Origin of the sequence: Acholeplasma oculi (genome assembly GCF_900166985.1) — a bacterium.
Taxonomy (GTDB): domain Bacteria; phylum Bacillota_I; class Bacilli_A; order Acholeplasmatales; family Acholeplasmataceae; genus Acholeplasma; species Acholeplasma oculi.
Genome location: NZ_FUZK01000001.1, coordinates 284,048 through 303,551, shown reverse-complemented (window position 1 = coordinate 303,551; position 19,504 = coordinate 284,048). Strand labels below are relative to the sequence as shown.

The 19,504-nt window shown below is 31.7% G+C and carries 18 protein-coding genes; 15 read left to right on the top strand and 3 right to left on the bottom strand.

Annotated features, from left to right (window positions below):
• Positions 1 to 8 precede the first annotated feature (8 nt).
• The 8 genes from B5X49_RS01400 to B5X49_RS01365 all read left to right on the top strand — a co-directional run bounded on the left by B5X49_RS01400 (position 9) and on the right by B5X49_RS01365 (position 8,556).
• Positions 9 to 2,351 (top strand): heavy metal translocating P-type ATPase, encoded by a 2,343-nt coding sequence (locus tag B5X49_RS01400; protein WP_045749406.1) that lies wholly within the window; start codon positions 9 to 11, stop codon positions 2,349 to 2,351.
• Between the two features lie 744 nt (positions 2,352 to 3,095).
• Positions 3,096 to 3,767 carry a hypothetical protein gene (locus tag B5X49_RS01395; protein ID WP_045749405.1) on the top strand — a complete coding sequence of 224 codons (672 nt, stop codon included), beginning with the start codon at positions 3,096 to 3,098 and terminating at the stop codon, positions 3,765 to 3,767.
• Complete coding sequence (locus B5X49_RS01390) at positions 3,754 to 4,434, top strand: hypothetical protein (RefSeq protein ID WP_079560593.1); 681 nt, start codon at positions 3,754 to 3,756, stop codon at positions 4,432 to 4,434. Before B5X49_RS01395 ends, B5X49_RS01390 begins: the two co-directional genes overlap by 14 nt.
• Positions 4,435 to 4,485: 51 nt before the next feature.
• Positions 4,486 to 4,956, top strand: coding sequence for a hypothetical protein (locus tag B5X49_RS01385; protein ID WP_045749403.1), 471 nt, complete (start codon positions 4,486 to 4,488; stop codon positions 4,954 to 4,956).
• Between the two features lie 629 nt (positions 4,957 to 5,585).
• Positions 5,586 to 6,068 carry a hypothetical protein gene (locus tag B5X49_RS01380; RefSeq protein WP_143228533.1) on the top strand — a complete coding sequence of 161 codons (483 nt, stop codon included), beginning with the start codon at positions 5,586 to 5,588 and terminating at the stop codon, positions 6,066 to 6,068.
• Positions 6,069 to 6,657: 589 nt separating this feature from the next.
• Positions 6,658 to 7,059: a DDE-type integrase/transposase/recombinase gene (locus B5X49_RS01375; RefSeq protein ID WP_052670045.1), complete on the top strand. Its 402-nt coding sequence runs from the start codon at positions 6,658 to 6,660 to the stop codon at positions 7,057 to 7,059.
• 282 nt (positions 7,060 to 7,341) lie between these two features.
• Positions 7,342 to 7,821: a hypothetical protein gene (locus B5X49_RS01370; protein WP_045749401.1), complete on the top strand. Its 480-nt coding sequence runs from the start codon at positions 7,342 to 7,344 to the stop codon at positions 7,819 to 7,821.
• Positions 7,822 to 8,061: 240 nt separating this feature from the next.
• Positions 8,062 to 8,556, top strand: a complete 495-nt coding sequence (locus B5X49_RS01365; protein ID WP_045749400.1) for a hypothetical protein — start codon at positions 8,062 to 8,064, stop codon at positions 8,554 to 8,556.
• A gap of 206 nt (positions 8,557 to 8,762) precedes the next feature.
• Here the strand turns inward: B5X49_RS01365 and B5X49_RS01360 are convergent, their stop codons facing one another.
• From B5X49_RS01360 to B5X49_RS01350, 3 genes are read right to left on the bottom strand one after another with little or no spacing between them, the layout of a single operon-like run.
• A complete protein-coding gene (locus tag B5X49_RS01360; RefSeq protein WP_052670043.1) occupies positions 8,763 to 9,164 on the bottom strand; it encodes an IS3 family transposase in 402 nt (133 codons plus the stop codon).
• Entirely contained in the window at positions 9,161 to 9,574 is a 414-nt protein-coding gene (locus B5X49_RS01355; protein ID WP_052670041.1) for a hypothetical protein, read from the bottom strand. Before B5X49_RS01355 ends, B5X49_RS01360 begins: the two co-directional genes overlap by 4 nt.
• A gap of 35 nt (positions 9,575 to 9,609) precedes the next feature.
• Positions 9,610 to 9,996, bottom strand: a complete 387-nt coding sequence (locus B5X49_RS01350; RefSeq protein ID WP_052670038.1) for a helix-turn-helix domain-containing protein — start codon at positions 9,994 to 9,996, stop codon at positions 9,610 to 9,612.
• 526 nt (positions 9,997 to 10,522) lie between these two features.
• On the opposite strand from B5X49_RS01350, the gene B5X49_RS01345 reads away from it, so the two are divergent.
• The 7 genes from B5X49_RS01345 to B5X49_RS07805 all read left to right on the top strand — a co-directional run bounded on the left by B5X49_RS01345 (position 10,523) and on the right by B5X49_RS07805 (position 19,337).
• Positions 10,523 to 10,783: a metal-sensing transcriptional repressor gene (locus B5X49_RS01345; RefSeq protein WP_045749399.1), complete on the top strand. Its 261-nt coding sequence runs from the start codon at positions 10,523 to 10,525 to the stop codon at positions 10,781 to 10,783.
• Positions 10,784 to 10,903: 120 nt separating this feature from the next.
• Positions 10,904 to 13,282 (top strand): copper-translocating P-type ATPase, encoded by a 2,379-nt coding sequence (locus B5X49_RS01340; protein WP_211026739.1) that lies wholly within the window; start codon positions 10,904 to 10,906, stop codon positions 13,280 to 13,282.
• A gap of 33 nt (positions 13,283 to 13,315) precedes the next feature.
• Positions 13,316 to 13,498, top strand: coding sequence for a hypothetical protein (locus B5X49_RS01335; RefSeq protein WP_052670036.1), 183 nt, complete (start codon positions 13,316 to 13,318; stop codon positions 13,496 to 13,498).
• 48 nt (positions 13,499 to 13,546) lie between these two features.
• Positions 13,547 to 13,756, top strand: coding sequence for an IS3 family transposase (locus tag B5X49_RS07820; RefSeq protein WP_079560589.1), 210 nt, complete (start codon positions 13,547 to 13,549; stop codon positions 13,754 to 13,756).
• Positions 13,757 to 13,982: 226 nt separating this feature from the next.
• Entirely contained in the window at positions 13,983 to 15,617 is a 1,635-nt protein-coding gene (gene merA / locus B5X49_RS01325) for a mercury(II) reductase (protein ID WP_045749398.1), read from the top strand.
• Between the two features lie 711 nt (positions 15,618 to 16,328).
• On the top strand, positions 16,329 to 18,407 hold the full coding sequence (locus tag B5X49_RS01320; RefSeq protein ID WP_045749396.1) for a hypothetical protein: 2,079 nt from the start codon (positions 16,329 to 16,331) through the stop codon (positions 18,405 to 18,407).
• A 744-nt stretch (positions 18,408 to 19,151) separates the two neighbouring features.
• Positions 19,152 to 19,337 (top strand): AAA family ATPase, encoded by a 186-nt coding sequence (locus B5X49_RS07805; protein WP_211026745.1) that lies wholly within the window; start codon positions 19,152 to 19,154, stop codon positions 19,335 to 19,337.
• The last annotated feature ends 167 nt before the right edge of the window (positions 19,338 to 19,504 follow it).

The window sequence follows — 19,504 nt, the reverse complement described above, 5'->3', positions numbered from 1 at the left end:
GAAAAAACATGAAAGAGATTAAATATAGTTTATCAGAAATAAGCTGTGCGAGTTGTGCAGATAAGATTGAACAAAAGATAAAGAAGTTAAACGGGGTTGAAGAAGGCTATTTAAACTTTGTTACAAAAGAAATCAAGGTACAAGTTGCGGATTCAACTGATACTGCAAGACTATTTGATACGATTAAAAAAATTGTGAAAGATGAAGAAGGTGATGTCGAACTATGTGAACTAACCCCAAATGTCATTTATGCTATAGATGGTTTAGACTGTGCAAATTGTGCTGCAAAAATTGAAACTCAATTGAATAAAACAGATGGAATAGAAGAAGCGAGAGTGGATTTTTTATCAGGGAAACTTATATTATCATTATCAAGTTTAGCTGATAAAAATGAGGTCTTACAAAAAACACAAAAGATAATTGATAAGATTGAACCAGGCGTTAAAATTCATGAAATGAGTAAAGAAGATCATGATGATGATCATGATCATAACCACGGAGAAGGAGTAAATCTTAAAGAAATGTTAAGACTCATCGTGGGTATTCTTATCTTTATTGGTGTATTATTTGTTAATAAAGAATCTATTTTTTATCTTCCAATGTTTATAGTAAGTTATATATTAATTGGAGGTGAAGTTGTATATAGGGCCTTTAGAAATATATTAAGGGGAAAAGTGTTTGATGAAAATTTCTTAATGACTATTGCGACTATTGGAGCATTTACTATTGGAGAATACCCTGAAGCTGTTGCAGTTATGTTATTTTACCAAGTAGGAGAATTATTCCAGGATTTAGCAGTAAATCGTTCGAGAAGATCGATTAAAAAGCTTATGTCAATAAGACCGGATGTTGCTAATGTTAAAAAAGGTGATGAAGTTCTCGAAATTAAAGTAGAAGAAGTAAATGTAGACGATATTATTGTTATTAAACCAGGTGAAAGAGTTCCTTTAGATGGAATAATAATGGATGGTGATTCATCATTGGATACAAAAGCATTGACTGGTGAATCGGTACCTATGAATGTGACTGTAGGAGAACAAGTATTATCAGGATGTATTAATATTAATGGTTTACTTACAGTTAAAGTTACTAAATTAGCAAGTGAATCTACAGTTGCTAAAATTTTAGAGCTAGTTGAAACTGCTACAAGTAAAAAGGCTCCAACTGAAAAATTTATTACAAAATTTGCTAGAGTCTATACACCAATTGTTACAATTGCAGCTGTGTTGCTTGCTGTTATACCTCCTCTATTTATTCAAGGTGCAACATTTGAAGAATGGTTATACAGAGCTTTAATATTCTTAGTTATTTCATGTCCTTGTGCGCTGGTTGTATCGATACCACTAGGATTCTTTGGTGGGATTGGGGCAGCCTCTAAGAATGGAATATTAGTAAAAGGTGGAAACTATTTAGAAGCACTAAATGATATAGAAATCGCTGTGTTTGATAAAACAGGTACACTAACTGAAGGATCATTTAAAGTTACCCAAGTTAATACAGTAAATAATATTTCTAAAGATGAATTGTTAGAAAAAACTGCATACGTTGAAAGTTTTTCAAATCATCCAATAGCTTTATCAGTAGTCAAAGAATATAATAAAAGAATTAATCAGAAGATTGTTTCAGATGTAAAAGAGATTTCTGGTCATGGAATAAAAGCAAAAGTTAATACCGATGAGGTATTAGTAGGTAATGCTCGTTTAATGAATAGAGAAAACATTTCATTTGAAGAATCATCTGCCTTAGGATCTATTTTATACATTGCAATTAATAGTAAATACGCAGGTAATATCGTTGTATCTGACCAAATTAAAAAGGATTCAAAAGAAGCAATAAAACTATTGAAAGCATTAGGAGTTAAGAGAACCGTAATGCTAACAGGAGATAAAAGGGCTGTTGCGACTAGTGTTGGTAAAGAATTGGGATTAGATGAAGTTCATGCTGAATTACTACCAGAAGATAAGTTAAATAAAGTCGAAGAACTATTAAAACATAAATCAAAACGAGGTAAGCTCTTCTTTGTTGGAGATGGTATAAATGATACACCAGTACTTGCAAGAGCAGATATAGGGATCGCAATGGGTGGACTTGGTGCGGATGCAGCAATTGATGTAGCTGATGTCGTTATTATGACAGATGAGCCATCAAAAATTGCAACTGCAGTAAAAGTTGCGAAGAGAACAAGAAAAATCGTATGGCAAAATATCATATTTGCACTAGGGGTTAAAGCTTTCTTCTTGATTCTAGGTGCATTTGGTATAGCAACAATGTGGGAAGCAGTTATTGCTGATGTAGGAGTATCGTTGATAGCGATTCTAAATGCAATGAGGGTGCTAAAGTACAAGGGATAAACATAACTCTATAATTAATAGAAAGGACTGTAGATGATGTTTAAATCATTTACAGTCCTTTTGATATCATTCTAGATAACTGTTAATAAAATAATACTTTATAACCTAAGATTGGGAACTTGTTTCACCAATCCTTGTTAAATTAGAGATGCCTGAAGAACACAATCTACCTAATGAATTTATGTTTTGTTTTTATTGGATTGAGGTTGGATAGGCAACTATAGTAGATAGAACAATGACTCTTAGAGTATATGAGAAGAATCTGATACACATGATAGACATAAGTGTTGCTATAGATTTAATCATTGAGTCAATAAAAAACACAAATAATTGATATTGACAGCCTTGTTAAGCCATATTTACAGGGGTGCTAAAAATCAGTTAAGGGTGCTAAAAAAAATCATGGGGTGCTAATTTGTATCAAAATAGGTAGCATCACACATTAGACAAGCATTGGTCTGATACGATAAGTATTAGACTTTTTTCATCAAGAAAGGCTAGTACTTCCCTATTTTCAGATTATAGATAGTCAAGTATAAGTCAAAAATTTAAATATCTATTCACACATTAAATTTTTATTTAACGAGTAACACGATTACCTAACAAGTTACACGATAACTCAACCTTTTACACGATGACAACAAGTATACTTTTTTAAGACTATATAGTGTATAATTATGGTAATGATCGTTTAGTATTTAACTGCTACACGCATCACCAAAATAATCAAGGGGAGGATCTATAATGAGGCGATTCAAGTACCCATTTTCAAAGTGCATTGACAAAAAGTTACTTAGGAAAAGAATTGATCTACTAGATAATTCATCAAGACAAAGATATATAGCTAATAGACGGTTTCACCTAACTTTTCAAGCCCTATACTGGATCCTGTTTGTTTTTTTATTGGGGATTATGATTGTTCTCAATCAAAGAATAGAACCGGCGATTGGAAAAACATTTTATACGATTTTGGTTATCTTCGTCAGTCTAGTTTTGCCCATTTTGTTATTATCTTTTCCATTTCTCAAATTGGAGAAACATTATCCATCTCAGTCATTAGAAACTATTCCAAGAGACATTGTTGCTGTTATTAATATAAAGCTATTGAAATACTATAAAATTCCAAAAAACTATATTGTAACTAAGTGTTATGATTCTTCAAATCATCTTCTTGTTGAAAAGGATGTACTGATTTTTTTTCACAAAGACAAATTAAGAATCGTTAATGATTTTACATCGACAATTAAGGACTTCGGTTGTTTTGAATTTGGATTGGATGAGTTCATATTGTCTTATGGAAAGAAAGGTGATATCGTTACAACTGAGATAAAAACAGAAAAGTTTTATATTTCATTAGGAAAAAGAGCGAAACCATATATTTTGAACAGAGGAGCTGATGCTAATGGCGAAGTTTAAAGAGATTGTTAAATTTGAAAAAGAAAATATGCCATCGTATCAATATGACTTTTTATATAAACGATTGTTACCTGGTATGATTTATGTGGTTGGTGGGGCATTAGTTGTAATAATCTTAGCGATAATACTTTTCTTCACTACAGAGTCTGAAATTATTCCAATTATCCCTATAATTGTATGGGGAATCAGTGTTATACCTTTATTAGTTTTATTTGTAATTCATTCCAAAAAGATGTCCCTTCGTCTTTTACAAGATAAATCAAATGAATTTGACAAGAAGTATAAAACCATAGATTATAAAAAAGCTACTGAAAAATTAGAAGACAAAATGCTTATTAAGGATAACACCTTATATTATGATGACATGAGTATTTACCTTGAAGACTGCTTGGTATACTTCTATGCTAAGACCCTTTCAGGTGCTTATTCTTTTTCATTACTATTTTATAAGAAAGAAGAACCGATAAGTGATGCCCTTTTAGTGCTTGATTTAGATAATAGTTTGATAACGTATTTTGCGAATAACACTTATCTGATTTATAATCAATCTGCATTTTTGCTTTTTGCAAATGATAAAAAAGAGTTTCTTCGATTACTACTTAAATATAATAATCAGAAGAAAATAGATGATTATTTAAGTAAAACGGATAATAAGAAAAATCGTTAATCATAGGGAGTGAGTTTTAAAAAGCAATATTTGGAGGGTTTAAATATAAAGATGAAAAAAAATATTGATACCTTTGGTTTAGAGTTTCAAGAACCAAACATAAGCATTAATTGGGAACTCAATGAGGAAGAATTAGTTAGTTTATTAAATTGTGCGAAGAATGAGACACATACATATAGCTTTGATGCGAAACTATTACCTGAAAATATAATTGTATTCAATGTCGTTACTTTCAATGAAATTGGATACAAACTAGAAGTAATTGTTTCTCAAACAAAGGTTGAAAAACTACAAGATTTAAAAGTCATCTACATTGATGAAAATAACAATAATACTTTAAAAGATTTTTTACAAGATAGATTTGGATCACCAAAGTTATTCTCTAAGTTGTTTTCGATGCTTAATAAACCTTTTTATATTCATCGATGGTCATTTAATGATTTGAAAATTACTCATAAATATCAAGATTCTGTCAGTGGATTTTATGAATCACTTACTTTCAATGTTAAGTGGAGAGTATAGTTCAAGTCCAACGGCCATTTTTAGCAGTCCCTTTTTAAGAGTTTTAGGTAGGGTGCTAAAAATCTTAATTGGGTGCTAATTTGTATCAAAATAGGTAGTATCACACACATAACACTAAATGGTTTGATACAAAAGCGAATTACCATTCGCCCTTAGTATCAAGCCTTTTTTTTATGCAGAAAGGGGAAAAATCCATATTTTCAAATTCTCTAGAGTCATTCAGGAGTCACAAATTCAACTTTTTATATACTTGTATAAAAATGTCATTCAATCATTTACACGATTACCTAACTATTTACACGATTACTCAACCATTCACACGATATGAACTGAATATTCAAAGATATATTGTAGATTAATGAACAATCGAATGGTATAATGTAAGAAAATTATATAGCGCAAATGGAGGTAAAAAAGTGAGTTCAAAACTGAAGAAGCATATACTGTTTTCAATATACTTTCTATTGATATTGATTTCTATAATTTTTGTATTTTTAACCTATATTACTAGATTTTATGACGGCCAACCAATTTTAATGTATAGTGCACTCGGTTCTTACATTGTAATTTCTGTTGCTTTGACTATCATATATTGGAATTTAAGCAAGGAATTTCGAGTTGAAAAAGAAATGAAAAGATTAAAGGATATTAATTTTGCCGTCATGAAAACTGTCTTGAATTATGAGTATATTAAAAAAATATTACTAGATCAAAAATATAGACAAGTCGATGAGACCACATTTCATGCAAAAGTTGAGCATAATTTTGGTGATCCCACATGGACAGACTATTTTAATATTAAAGTATTAAATGTGGATACTATCAATGAGGATCTTATAGATTCTCTTAATGGATCATCAAGGAAAGGAATTGACACATACAATTTAGTTCTATTTATGATGGAGGTATTTAACGATGAATCGAGAAAAAATTGCATACAATATATTAAATCTTGGTTAATTAGCTATAGAACATCTTATCTAAAAAATGGTAAAGGATATGCAATTACAGTTTATGAAAAAAGTACGAATAGCCTATATTATTATAAAGATAAATCACGTCTTCATTCTAAATACGCTAATTGTACAAATCAATTGTTAAAATTGCTCTAAAGATTTCAAATTGCACTAAATTACAATATTCAACAGGGCTTTAATTTCTTATGATATTCTACAAATGATTTATTGCTGGACTGGTTCTATGTCAATAAAGTGGACACAATAAATGAGAATCTGGGGGACATGATACAATTTAGTAATCCCTTAAAGGGTGCTAAAAAAATCCATGGGGTGCTAATTTGTATCAAAATAGGTAGCATCACACATGATGATTACAAAAAACAAAAAAACTACTTTTAATGGCTTAATATAGCCGTTATTAGGGTTTAAAATCGAGATTTTTTTGTTGAGTAAAAGTTGATTTTCAATTTGTAAAAATATACTTTCTCGAGAGGGGATTTGAACTTTGTATAAAAAATAAGAAAAAGACCATCATTTGATGATCCTATTCTCCTGTTCAATTAAATTTGTCCATTTTTAGTTATTTACATGTTATTTTAGGTATTTAAAATATTAAGTGGTAAGTGATAGGCTATTTATTATAAGGTGGTCTATCACTTTATTTTTCAAACCGCTATGGGCGTAAAGAATCGCAAACCATTACGGTAATATAGTCGTGATACAAGTAAATTGAAATTATTATTTGGCCGAAGGTAATTTATATTTATCTATATTTATAGATTTATATACTAGAAAAATAGTTGGATATAGTTTAGATAAGCACATACGAACATCTTTAATTACTCAAAATCTAGAAAGGGATATTAAATATGAAAATCCAAAGGAAGGATTAATAGTCCATACTTATCAAGGAACTCAATATATGTCACATGATTATTTACATGTGATAACAAATAATCATTTTATCAATAGTTATAGCGATAAAGGAAATCAATATGATAATGCAGTAATTGAATCATTTTTTAAAAGTTTTAAACGTGAAGTTTTACTCAAAAAATATTTTAAGACGAAAGCATTGACTAAGCTTGAAATCTTGAATAATATTAAGGTTTACTACAATAAAAAAGGTGCCATTCATAACTAGGATATATGACACCTTATATGTTTGATTTAATGAATTCTTAAATTCTATTAAATTAATGTCAATAAAACCATTGACATTCCATATTTACAAAGAACATGAAGAATAAGAAAATGGTAGCAGTTCACAAAAATGGATACAAGTCAATTGATTTGCTTAAGTCATTACTTAATTTTTATGATAATATTTGCGAAAAAAAATATTCTATTATAAAATTAAGGCGTAAGAACAAGATAAAAGAGAAAAGTATATAGACAAATTAGGTAATAAGGAGGGCTTTACAAAATGATCAAAAAATTAATTGGTCTAATGGTAGCAATGTTAATGCTATTTTCGTTAGCAGCGTGTAATAAGTCCGAGGAGGTTAAGGTGGGAAGACTTGAAAGTCTACAGGAAGCTTATAACAAGAATTTGTTAAATGAACAAGATTTGATGAGTATCGCTTATTATCATGGTTCTCTTGGTGGTGTTGCAGGGACTTTTATTCCAACACCGAAAGAACCAGAGACATTGAGCGTGGAAACATTAAACAAAATTCGTCAAGTATTTTTCAAAACTTACGTTGAACCCAAGGTAGATGATTTTGATATTGTTACAATTGATGATGTTGAAGTTTTAATCTATTATGGAACTTATAATGGTGTAGTAGTTGTAAGAATGAAAGACAATTTTGGATTTGTAGGTGTAATAAGAAAAATCGTTATTGCTGGAATCACATTTGAGTATTCAAGTGGAAACGATATTCTTGTATGGATTGATAAATAAAATCAAATATGATAGGAAATAAAAAATGAAAAACGTTTTAATATGATAGTGAAACTCAAAATTTATCAAGTTTGTTTAGTTGTTCTTTTGTCGTTTATATTTTAAAACGTAAAGGTATAATAAAATTGTATTTTGAGATACAAAAATAATAGCATAAGGGTACTAACTTTTTAAAGGGGTACGATAGTGTATCAAAATAGTCGCCCTAGCACAAATTTTGTACTGAGGGGGAATATTTTAATGTATAAGAAAATTTTCATAATGATATTATTCATTATTCTATTGTCAGGTTGTACAAATCATAATGAAATTAAATCTAGAATAGATTATTTTAGTGGTGTAAAAATGCCCGCTGAAGCTGAAATACTTTATAGTTATATAGACACTTCAGTTGGTGCACAAGGACATGGTGCTCAGTACTCTGTTTTTTCATTTAAAGAAGTAGATGAAGATTTTTTCACAAGTGAGTATAGTTATGGTGGTCAACATTACTGGACTAGTCCAGAAGGAGTAAAGCATTATCGGGAAACATTCAGTGGTGTTTTATCCTTTGCTGAAGGTAGATTAACAGAAAATCAAGAAAGTGATGTGGATCATTTAGTATGGCAGAAAGATATACCCAGTAAGTATGCTCCTTCATGGGATAAAAAATATATATATTATGTAGAAAACCTTACTATTATGGTTTATTTTGAAGAATCAAAAACATTAATATATATTTATCTTGGATACTAGTAGGACTGTATTCGGTAACAACAACAGTCATTTTCAACAATTCCCTTTGTTAAGCCATAAATTAGGGGTGCTAAAAATTATGTTAAGGGTGCTAAAAAAAAACATGGGGTGCTAATTTGTATCAAAATAGGTAGTATTACACATATAAGAAACATTGGTTTGATACAATTTGCACTTGTCAAGAAAAAGTAGACATGTATCAGACTCTAAACAATCCCCAGTTGAGATTTAAACTCTACCGGGGTTTTATATTTTAATGCATATGAGAATCGTTCATTATTGTAGTAATGAACATAATCTTTTATTGAGTTATGTACATCACTGGATTTGGCTAAATTAAAGTCAATAAACAACTCTTCTTTTATCCATCCAATTAAAGATTCATTAACTGGATTATCTGTTGGTGTTCCTGCTCGACTCATAGAGCGTTTGATGTTATAATTTTTTATGAGCTCGTTGTAGCTTATTGAAGCGTAAACTGAACCCTGATCGGTGTGCAAAACTGTCGGTTCTGTTAATGCTTCTTTTTTAATAATGTCTAATACATCATTTAAACCATCAAAATAAGTAGAAGTGTCCCCGCGTCTACCAGAGAGTTTATAACTCAAAATTTCTTTTGTATAGCATCAATGTATAAAGTTAGTTCATAATACTTGCCCTTAACATAAAAGGCTGTCATATCGGATACGATGACTTCAAGAGGACGAGATAAATATTGCCATGAAGCGTTGATAAGGTTTTTATACTTAATGCGCTCATCACCAGGTTTAACATAACGATAATGCTTTCCTGAAGACATAATCCCTGCATACTTACAACATAGGTGAGCATGTTGATTACTCCAGTTGACGCCGTAATGTTTGACTGCGTAAGTTCGTATCCATCTATATCCATGCGATGGGTGTTTCTTGTGAATCTTTTTGATTATAGCGATATCCTTTGCTCTTTGAATTTCTCTTTCAGAAGGGTTATCCTTTCTATTCAACCATTTATAATAACCAGATCGATTGATATCCATTAAGCGACAGATTAATGCGACTGAATGAGATTTGCTTAGTCGTTCAATGATTTGAAATTCTTGTTGTTTATAGAAATGAACACCTTTTTGGCCCCAACTCCTTTCACTAGATAACCTTTTTTTAATCTTTCAATCTCGATTTGTAACTTAATGTTTTCTTTTTCTAATTCTTCGATGGTAGTTTTTGGTTTAAACGTGCCAAGAGGTCTGCCCTTTCCACTACCTCGCTTCCTCCCAATTTGACTTTTCAATCCCTCTTTACCGTGTAATCGATATGAACGTAGCCACATGACAATAGAAGTGACCGCCACTTTATATTTTGTAGCACATGCTCTAATAGATAATCGATTGTTAATGTGATCTTGAACAATACTAAACTTCTCATCATCGCTATAAAGATGAAATAATTTTTTATTTGTCATATAAAAATCCTCCTTTAAATTAATATAACAAAAAAAGTAAACTGTGTTAATCTTTTTAACATGTCTACTTTTATCGTACCATTTCAATTGTATCAGGCCTTTTTTTCGCTATATAGGGCCATTTCTCTATTTGCCCAAATTAATAAAGCCTAAAAAGTCACTTTATTTTAGTCGATTTTTGCATTTTTATAGAATTTCTACACGATTATAAATGGTTAAATAAGAGTACGCAATTCTGTGCAATTAAGATTCCTCAGTTTGATTCAGTTCAAGTTTATCTTTTTAAATTAATTATATCATTTGTTTTGAAACATTTTTCTTGACAAATAAGGTTAATAGGCGCATAATATAGATACCCCCCATAGAGGGAGGGATAATAGGAGACTGCTCGATGAAAAAAACTATATTAGAAGTAAATGATTTGTAGAAAACGTATTTGATGAAAGGTGGCAGAAAGATTGATGTTATTCTTTGGTAGTAGAAGATTTGTAAGCATGAGTAAAAATAAATAAAGGAGGTTGGTAAGATGCAAAAACATCAGAATGCATTAAAAACGATTAAAGTGGCGAGCGGACAAATTCAAAGTGTGGCTAAAATGATTGAAGAAGATAGATACTGTATGGATATTTCTATGCAGATTCAAGCCACTATTTCGCTTTTAAAAAAGGCACAAGCAACAATTATAGGAGATCATTTAAATACGTGTGTTGTTGAATCAATTGAACAAAATGATGCCAATCTCAAAGTCGAAGAAATCAATACATTAATCAAAGCAATTTTAAAATAATAACAATCCTACACATTGTACTAAATAAATAATAAAAGTATAATTTTTAATTTTGACTAATTTATGCAAAAGAATTGATTTTAAAAAGCGTGTCAAGATCCTAGAAGGAGGAGAAAATATATGGATACAAAAAAAGAAAAGGTAACAAAGAAGAAAGTCGAAGGTGATCAACTTGAACATCATGGTGAGCACCATCACCATGCATCAAATGATCATTTCGAAAGCGCAAGTCATGAACACCATCATGAAGAAAAGCATAAAGAGCATTCACATGTTGAAAATGAACATCACCATCATCATGAAAAGATGAATGAAAACCATATGGAACACCATCATGAAGAAAAGCATAAAGAGCATTCACATGTTGAAAATGAACATCACCATCATCATGAAAAGATGAATGAAAACCATATGGAACACCATCATGAAGAAAAGCATAAAGAGCATTTGCATGGTGCAGATGATCATAATCACGAGCATCACCATAAACATCAGCACCACGATGAACATGGTGCACATATGCATGGACATGGCGGCCATGGTGGACATGACCATTCACATATGATTCAAGACTTTAAGAATAGATTTTGGATTTCACTCATCTTAACAATACCAATTGTCTTGTTGTCACCAATGATTCAAGGGTGGTTTAACTTTACTTTAAGATTTACATACGACCAGTATGTTGCTTTTATCTTATCAACTATTTTAATGATATATGGAGGTAAACCATTCTTCGTTGGTGCATGGCATGAGCTAAAAGCCAAAAGTCCTGCAATGATGAGTCTCATTGCAGTTGCCATAACAATCGGATATACATACAGTTCAGCAGTGGTGTTTGGACTGACTGGGCATGATTTCTTTTGGGAAATTTCGACCTTGATTACCATCATGTTATTAGGGCACTGGTTAGAAATGAAATCATCAGTTGCAGCTACAAATGAGTTAACGGCACTAACTAAACTCATGCCAAGTGAAGCAAACTTGATGATAGGATCAACTATTAAAACAGTCTCTGTATCAGAATTGAAAATGGGTGATGTTGTTTTAGTTAAACCAGGAGATAAAGTACCGGTTGATGGTCTCATTATTGAAGGAACATCGACACTTGATGAATCGATGATTACAGGTGAATCGGTACCAGTCAAAAAAGATGTGGAAGATCAAGTCATTGGTGGAACAATTAATGGTGATGGTGTCCTAAAGGTTAAAATCACGAAATTAGGATCAGAGACTTATCTTCAACAAGTTATTAATTTAGTAGAAAATGCACAAAAAAATCGTTCTAAGATGCAAAGACTTGCAGATACCTTTGCTAAATATCTGTTCTATTTAGCCATGACATTTGCAATTGGTACCTCAATCTATTGGGGATTAAACGGTTACTCTACCGAATTCATACTTGAACGCGTTGTTACAGTTATTATTATTGCATGTCCACACGCTTTAGGTGTTGCAGTTCCGCTTGTTACAAGTAAATCAACAACGATTGCTGCTAAAAATGGATTACTCATCAAAAATAGAAGTCGTTTTGAAACGGCAAGAAAAATAAACGCAGTTGTGTTTGATAAAACTGGAACATTGACAGAAGGTAAATTTTTTGTTGATCATATGCACGCATACCTAATCGATGAAAAAGAAGTGCTTGATATTGCATATAATTTGGAAAAAAACTCCAATCATCCAATTGCTAAAGGTATTGTTTCATTTGCTAAAAACAAAAAAGCTCAAGACTTATCAGTAGTAGGGTTCTCAAATGTACCAGGGGTAGGCGTCAAAGGAACCATAAACAATATACTATACGAAGCAGTTTCACCTGCTTATCTGAAAAAAGAGAAGATCAAATTTGATGAACAGCACGGACATCACATGAGTCAAAACGGACAAACCGTTATTTATATATTGAAAGAAAAAACGGTTGTTGGTACATTTGCTCTTGAAGATAAAATCAAGGATGAAGCATATGAAGCAATTAACCAACTAAAAAAAGCGAATATTAGGTCAATACTTTTAACCGGAGATAACAGAATAGTTGCAGAAAATGTTGCTAAAAAATTAGGGATTGATGAAGTGATTGCTGAAGTTCTACCACATCAAAAAGCAGAAAAAATTAGTCAACTTAAAAGTGATGGATATATAGTTGCGATGGCTGGAGATGGAATCAATGATGCTCCAGCACTCGTTGAAAGTGATTTGGGTATTGCAATAGGAGCAGGTACAGATGTTGCGATAGAATCTGCTGATATTGTATTAGTTAGATCCAATCCAAAAGACGTAGTCAATCTACTTAAGTTATCAAAAGCAACCTCAGACAAAATGATTCAAAATTTAATTTGGGCAACCGGATATAACATTATCGCATTGCCACTTGCAGCTGGTGTGTTATATCAAGCGACAGGTTTCTTATTACCACCAGCAATTGGAGCAATCCTTATGTCATTATCTTCAATCATTGTTGCAATTAATGCTAAAACCCTGAAGATTAAACAAGTATCATAATAAACATGTATCACAAAAAAGGGCAGATTTGAATTGAATGAGCTCTTTTTTGTTTCAACAAACGGCAGTATTGGTTACCACAAAGAAATCAAAGGGTATCAAATCTCTAGAAGTAAAAACCAGGATTTAATTCTTAAGAAACTAAAGAAAGCGATCAATCCAAAAGAAGATTTATCAAAGCTTCTCATACACTCTGATCAGGGTATCTTATATTAATCCCCTAAATATCGTAATTACCTTAAAAATTCATCATTTGTCCAATCCATGAGTGCTAAAGGTAACGCTTATGATAATGCAGTCATAGAAAGTTTCTTTGGGACACTTAAGTGTGAAACAATCTATTTACAAAAGGTTAAATCATTGGCTGACTTAATTCGAACTATTAATGAATATATCTATTGGTATAATCACGAAAGAATTAAACTAACGCTAGGCGGGTATTCACCTATCCAATATAGACTCATGAATCAGTGAATGATGTAATAACTACAAAGAACATAAAGTACAAGAAAATGGTATCAATTCAAATAATAATATAACTAGATTGAATCAACCTACTCAACGAACTTTAGACAATTTTGACAACGAAAGAAAATATAACATATTTTTGATATATTAAACAAGAATAAAAGTAATAAATAAATTTAAAATTTAAATGGATATGATAAGGAGTAAATCCTAGAATGGAGAAAAAATACTTATGAAAAAACTTAAGATGAAAATACAAGGGATGACTTGTAAAGGTTGCGAGGGTCACATAGTGGAAGCACTTGAAAAAATAGGTGCAATAAATGTTAAAGCAAGTTTTCACAATGGAGAAGCAATATTTGAACTTCCAAAAGATACTGATGTCGAACTTTCAAAAATTGCGATAAATAATATTAAGTATCAAGCTGGAATGATAGAAGAAGTATCCTTTAATAAAAACGATAGTGATGATAAGATTTATGATCTTATTATAATTGGATCTGGGGCTGCTGCTTTTTCTGCGGCAATTAAAGCAATAGAATACGGTGCAACAGTTGCTATTGTTGAACGTGGCGAAGTTGGAGGGACTTGTGTAAATGTAGGTTGCATTCCATCAAAAACGCTTCTTAGAGCAGGAGAAATCAATCAAGCAGCAAAGTCTAATCCATTCATTGGCTTAAAAACAAATGCTCAAAAAGTGGATTTAGCAACTTTAGTAAAACAAAAAGATGAATTAGTCAATGAGCTTCGTAGTCAGAAATATATAAATTTAATCGATGAATACGGTATTGATTTAGTTAAAGGTGAAGCGAGATTTATTAATAAAACAACAATTGAAGTTAATAATAATAGATATATTGCAAAAAATTATTTAATTGCTACTGGAGCATCGTCTTATTTACCTAAAATTCATGGACTTGAATTTGTTGATTATTTAACAAGCACAACATTACTTGATTTAAAAGAAACACCAAGACGATTAACAGTGATTGGATCAGGATATATTGGATTAGAACTGGGGCAACTTTTTCATAATTTAGGTTCAAAAGTCACGATTATCCAAAGGGGAAAACAACTTTTGAAAGACTATGATCCTGAAATTTCAGATACTGTCGAAAAATCATTGATTGAACAAGGTATAGAACTTATTAAAGGTGTAGCTTACGAACGAATAGAACAAATTGGTGATATCAAAAAGGTTTATATTACAGTTGATGGTAAAAATGAGATTATTGAATCAGAACAATTATTGATTGCAACAGGAAGAAAACCTAATACAGACACTTTAAATTTAAGTGCTGCAGACGTTAATGTAGGAGAAAGCAATGAAATTATAATAGATGATTATGGAAGAACGAGTAACAATAAAATCTATGCAGCTGGAGATGTTACTTTAGGACCACAATTTGTCTATGTGGCAGCATATGAAGGTGGAATTGTTGCAGACAATGCTATAGGCGGATTAAATAAAAAAATCGATTTATCGACTGTACCTGCAGTTACTTTTACAAACCCAGCAATTGCAACCGTTGGATTAACAGAGAAAGAAGCTAAAAATATAGGCTATGATGTAAAAACTTCTGTAATCAATTTAAATTTAGTCCCCAGAGCAATAGTAAATCGTGAAACAACCGGCATATTTAAGTTGGTTGCAGATACAAGAACACATAGAATACTAGGTGCACATATTGTATCTGAAAATGCAGGAGATGTTATTTATGCAGCATTACTAGCGGTAAAACATGGACTTACTATTGAAAATCTTATAGATAGTCTTGCTCCATATTTAACAATGGCCGAGGGGTTAAAATTAGCAGCACTAGCGTTTGATAAAGATGTTTCAAAATTATCTTGTTGTGCAGGATGATACAATAAGTAATATGGATTGGAAGCAATATAACGTGTTTATAAATAATTTAATTTTAAACTGGATGTTAAATTAAAGGAATTAAGTTATGCAAAGATAGCTGAAAATCATTATTTTGATAGACGTACAGTTTAGAAATCATAGTGTAAAATATTTTGTGTAAATGAAAATCTGAATATAATTAAAAAAGGAATCTCACTTCAGTATAATAGAGTTGTCTAAAACCAATATACAAAGGAGATCCCTCATGAATGATTTTACATTAGAAATCTTAAAAACGCTAGTCGAAGGTAAAGATATTAAGGAAATTTTCAGATTTCATGTAGAAAGTGCTGTTAATCAACTACTACAATATGAACTTTGATAATTTCTAGACTCTACAAATATGATCGTAAAGGCTGCTTCATATCAATATAGTGGGCATTTTAAGTAATAATGTCTTAACTTGAATAATATACTTCATAGGGAGTGCGCAACTTTTCAGTAGGGGTGCTAAAATTAGGCAAAGGGTGCTAAAAAAATTCATAGGGTGCTAATTTGTATTAAAATAGGTAGCATCACACACATAACACTAAATGGGTTGATACAAAATTGAGTGGTGATTAGAAACAAGCATTAGGCCTTTTTTGATTTTAGGGAAGGTTTTCTTTAAGTTTGCTAATGAATATGTTAAAATATTGATGAGAAAACTATTTGAACTAGAGGTATCATTTGAAAAAAGGCATCATCATTATACTGGTTTTATTGCTATTATCATCGATTGTGGTGATTTTAAACTTAAAACCAAAAAAACTAGAAAGAACCATTAATGGTATAACCACATCCGCACGTATTTACGATGGCGGTTTTTATCTATATGAAGAAAATGGGTTTAAAGAGACCTTTGTAAAAGGTGTTAATATTGGGGCAACCTTACCTGGTTATTTTCCTGGTGAACTAGGTATCAATAAAGAAACATATTTAAGGTGGTTTCATCAAATTAGTGAGATGCATGCGAATACCATTCGAGTTTATACGACGATGAAACCTGCATTTTATGATGCACTTTACGAGTTTAATCAAACGAGTCAAAACAAGCTTTACGTGATGCATGGGGTTTGGCTAAATGAAGATTTGATCAAAGAAATTAAAGACCCTTATGGGCAAGATAATCTATTAATCAATGAGTTCATCAAGGATGCGACTGATTTGGTTGACATCTTTCACGGCAATAAAACACTAGAGCCTAGACCAGGCTTTGCAAGTGGCGTCTATACGAAAGACGTTAGTGATTATATCATTAGTTGGGTACTAGGCATTGAATGGGACCCGGAATTTGTTATGACTACCAATGCATTAAACAATGAGGATACGGTTTATGATGGCAATTACTTATATACACAAAATGCATCACCATTTGAAGTCTTTTTAGCAAAAGTTGGGGATGCAGTGCTGTCGTATGAAGCTTTAACTTACAAAGAAACAAGACCCTTATCTTACACGAATTGGCTTACAACAGATCCTTTGATTCATATCAATGAACCAGATCCCAAAGAAGATATGGTAAGCGTGAATGTTGAACATATCCGTTTGAAAGATAAAGCATTTGCTGGACAGTTTGCCTCTTATCATGTCTATCCTTACTACCCAGAATTCATGAACCATTCAGAATCGTTAAAAGACGAATATGACCCGATTAATACTTATAAGGCGTATTTGAAAAAGTTAAATAAATTCCATAAAATGCCCGTATTGGTTGCTGAATTTGGTGTGCCTGCCTCTAGGGGAAAAGCTCATGATGCGAAGTATTCTGGATTTAATCAAGGTGGACATACCGAGAAAGCTCAAGGTGAGATTCTGGCTTCAATGCTTAAAGATATCAAAGAGACAAATAGCATGGGTGCACTTATATTTGCCTGGCAAGATGAATGGTTCAAACGCACTTGGAATACGATGGATTTTGATTTGTCTTGGCAAAGACCATTTTGGAGTAATGTTGAAACAAATGAACAAATGTTCGGACTGTTGAGTTTTGAACCAGGAGATCAATTGAAGGTTTTACTAGATGGGAATACAAGCGAATGGAAAGATATTGCCTATATTGGAAATAACCTTAAAGTGACTCAAGATGAGCGTTATCTTTACTTATTAATTGAAAAAGAAGAAGCGAATGAACCCCTTTATATCGGGATTGACACAATCCCAAATCAAGGAAACTTAAGTGTAGTAGATCCAAACATTCAGTTTAGTCGAGGTGCTGATTTCTTAGTATCGTTTAATGAACAACCTCGCATTCAAGTAGATCCTTATTACGACCCATTTAGTCATTTGTACGCAGAAGTATTAGACATGATTGAAAAGCCTTTAGGCATCGATACAATTAATGGTGGCATTTTTATTAATCGATACCACGCGTTATCAAATGCTCTAAGCATTCCTAATACATTTGAACATATTCCATTTTCTAAGTATGAAGCAGGGCTACTTACTGAAGGTATTTCAGACCCCAATGACCCGACATATAATTCTTTGGCAGATTACTATGAAACCGATCAGGTGATTGAACTTAGAATTCCTTATTTACTGCTTAATATTATGGACCCTTCAACCAAAGTAAGAATGGCCAATTTTAAAGGAAAATTCGTGTTCGAAGGTGAAAAATTTGAGGAAATCTACATTGGTGTTGGAAGTGAGTCAAGGACGGTTTTATTGAGTCCATATACATGGAACAACTGGCACATGCCAACGTATCATGAAAGACTTAAACAGTCCTATTACATCGTTAAAGAGGTTTTTAAAGCATATCAATAATAAATCAAAGATTTAGTTGAGATGGTTTAATACTATGGTAAACATGAAGCAAGAAAATGCTTCATGTTTTTTTGATTTCTATGGTTTAGTGTTTTGGTTTACTATATTAATCATATAATCAAGTTGTTATTTGGTTTGCGGGTGATGAATTTGTAGGCATCATTACCCAGGATTTAACTTATATTGATAAAACATCTCCTATTAATTAAAATATGGGTTCGATACCCAACAATAACCCGATAGTGGAATACCTTATTTTGACACAAAGAAAATACCACTAAAAATACTAGAAAAATTAAGCCTCTAAACTAAGCCATAATTTAGGGGTGTAATTTTTTGAGGTTGGGGTGCTAAAAAAACATGGGGTGCTTTTTTGTATCAAAATAGGTAGTATTATACATTAAACGAGCATAGGTCTGATACAATAGCGAATCACTATTCGCCTCAAGTATTAGCCCTTTTTTCATGCCTCTATGAAATTCTTATTCAATTATTTGCACGATTACCTAACTATTTACACGTTTACTCCACTTTTCACACGATTATATAATGTTGATAGTAGCTAACTCGAAGTAGATATATTGATACTTACAAGTAAATTTTCAATAACGCGATACGAGAAAACTTTAAAAAATCAAAATACGTGTAAAATAGGGTTATAAGAGGTGATCCTGATGAAGTTAGAGCGTAATATATAAGCAACTGCTTTCTTAGAAAAATGAAAATGGTAAAACTGCTTTACTCATCGAAGGTGCAAGACGTGTTGGAAAAAGTACTGTCGTTGAGGCTTTCGCAAAAAAAGAATACAAGTCATACATACTGATTGATTTTAGTATTGCTAGTGATGAAATTAAATCGCTTTTCAAAAGATGCTCACCGAATTTAGATGATTTTTTTCTTAACATCAATCACTGGGATTACACTTTATGAAAGGCAGTCACTCATTGTATTTGATAAACCATAATCTAGCAAAAAAGCCTCCTAAATTGATGTATGAACACATTTGATGTGTATTTATATTATGCCAACGAAAAACCCTATTAATGGTATATATGCAACAAATCGTAAGAAAAAAGTAACCCAACTGTACGTCTGGA

Bases quoted from the DNA above. Each gene is read 5' to 3' on its own strand.
- B5X49_RS01400 (WP_045749406.1), top strand. From the start codon at position 9: ATGAAAGAGATTAAATATAGTTTATCAGAAATAAGCTGTGCGAGTTGT.
- B5X49_RS01395 (WP_045749405.1), top strand. From the start codon at position 3,096: ATGAGGCGATTCAAGTACCCATTTTCAAAGTGCATTGACAAAAAGTTA.
- B5X49_RS01390 (WP_079560593.1), top strand. From the start codon at position 3,754: ATGGCGAAGTTTAAAGAGATTGTTAAATTTGAAAAAGAAAATATGCCA.
- B5X49_RS01385 (WP_045749403.1), top strand. From the start codon at position 4,486: ATGAAAAAAAATATTGATACCTTTGGTTTAGAGTTTCAAGAACCAAAC.
- B5X49_RS01380 (WP_143228533.1), top strand. From the start codon at position 5,586: ATGAAAAGATTAAAGGATATTAATTTTGCCGTCATGAAAACTGTCTTG.
- B5X49_RS01370 (WP_045749401.1), top strand. From the start codon at position 7,342: ATGATCAAAAAATTAATTGGTCTAATGGTAGCAATGTTAATGCTATTT.
- B5X49_RS01365 (WP_045749400.1), top strand. From the start codon at position 8,062: ATGTATAAGAAAATTTTCATAATGATATTATTCATTATTCTATTGTCA.
- B5X49_RS01355 (WP_052670041.1), bottom strand. From the start codon at position 9,574: ATGGATATCAATCGATCTGGTTATTATAAATGGTTGAATAGAAAGGAT.
- B5X49_RS01350 (WP_052670038.1), bottom strand. From the start codon at position 9,996: ATGACAAATAAAAAATTATTTCATCTTTATAGCGATGATGAGAAGTTT.
- B5X49_RS01345 (WP_045749399.1), top strand. From the start codon at position 10,523: ATGCAAAAACATCAGAATGCATTAAAAACGATTAAAGTGGCGAGCGGA.
- B5X49_RS01340 (WP_211026739.1), top strand. From the start codon at position 10,904: ATGGATACAAAAAAAGAAAAGGTAACAAAGAAGAAAGTCGAAGGTGAT.
- B5X49_RS07820 (WP_079560589.1), top strand. From the start codon at position 13,547: ATGAGTGCTAAAGGTAACGCTTATGATAATGCAGTCATAGAAAGTTTC.
- merA (WP_045749398.1), top strand. From the start codon at position 13,983: ATGAAAAAACTTAAGATGAAAATACAAGGGATGACTTGTAAAGGTTGC.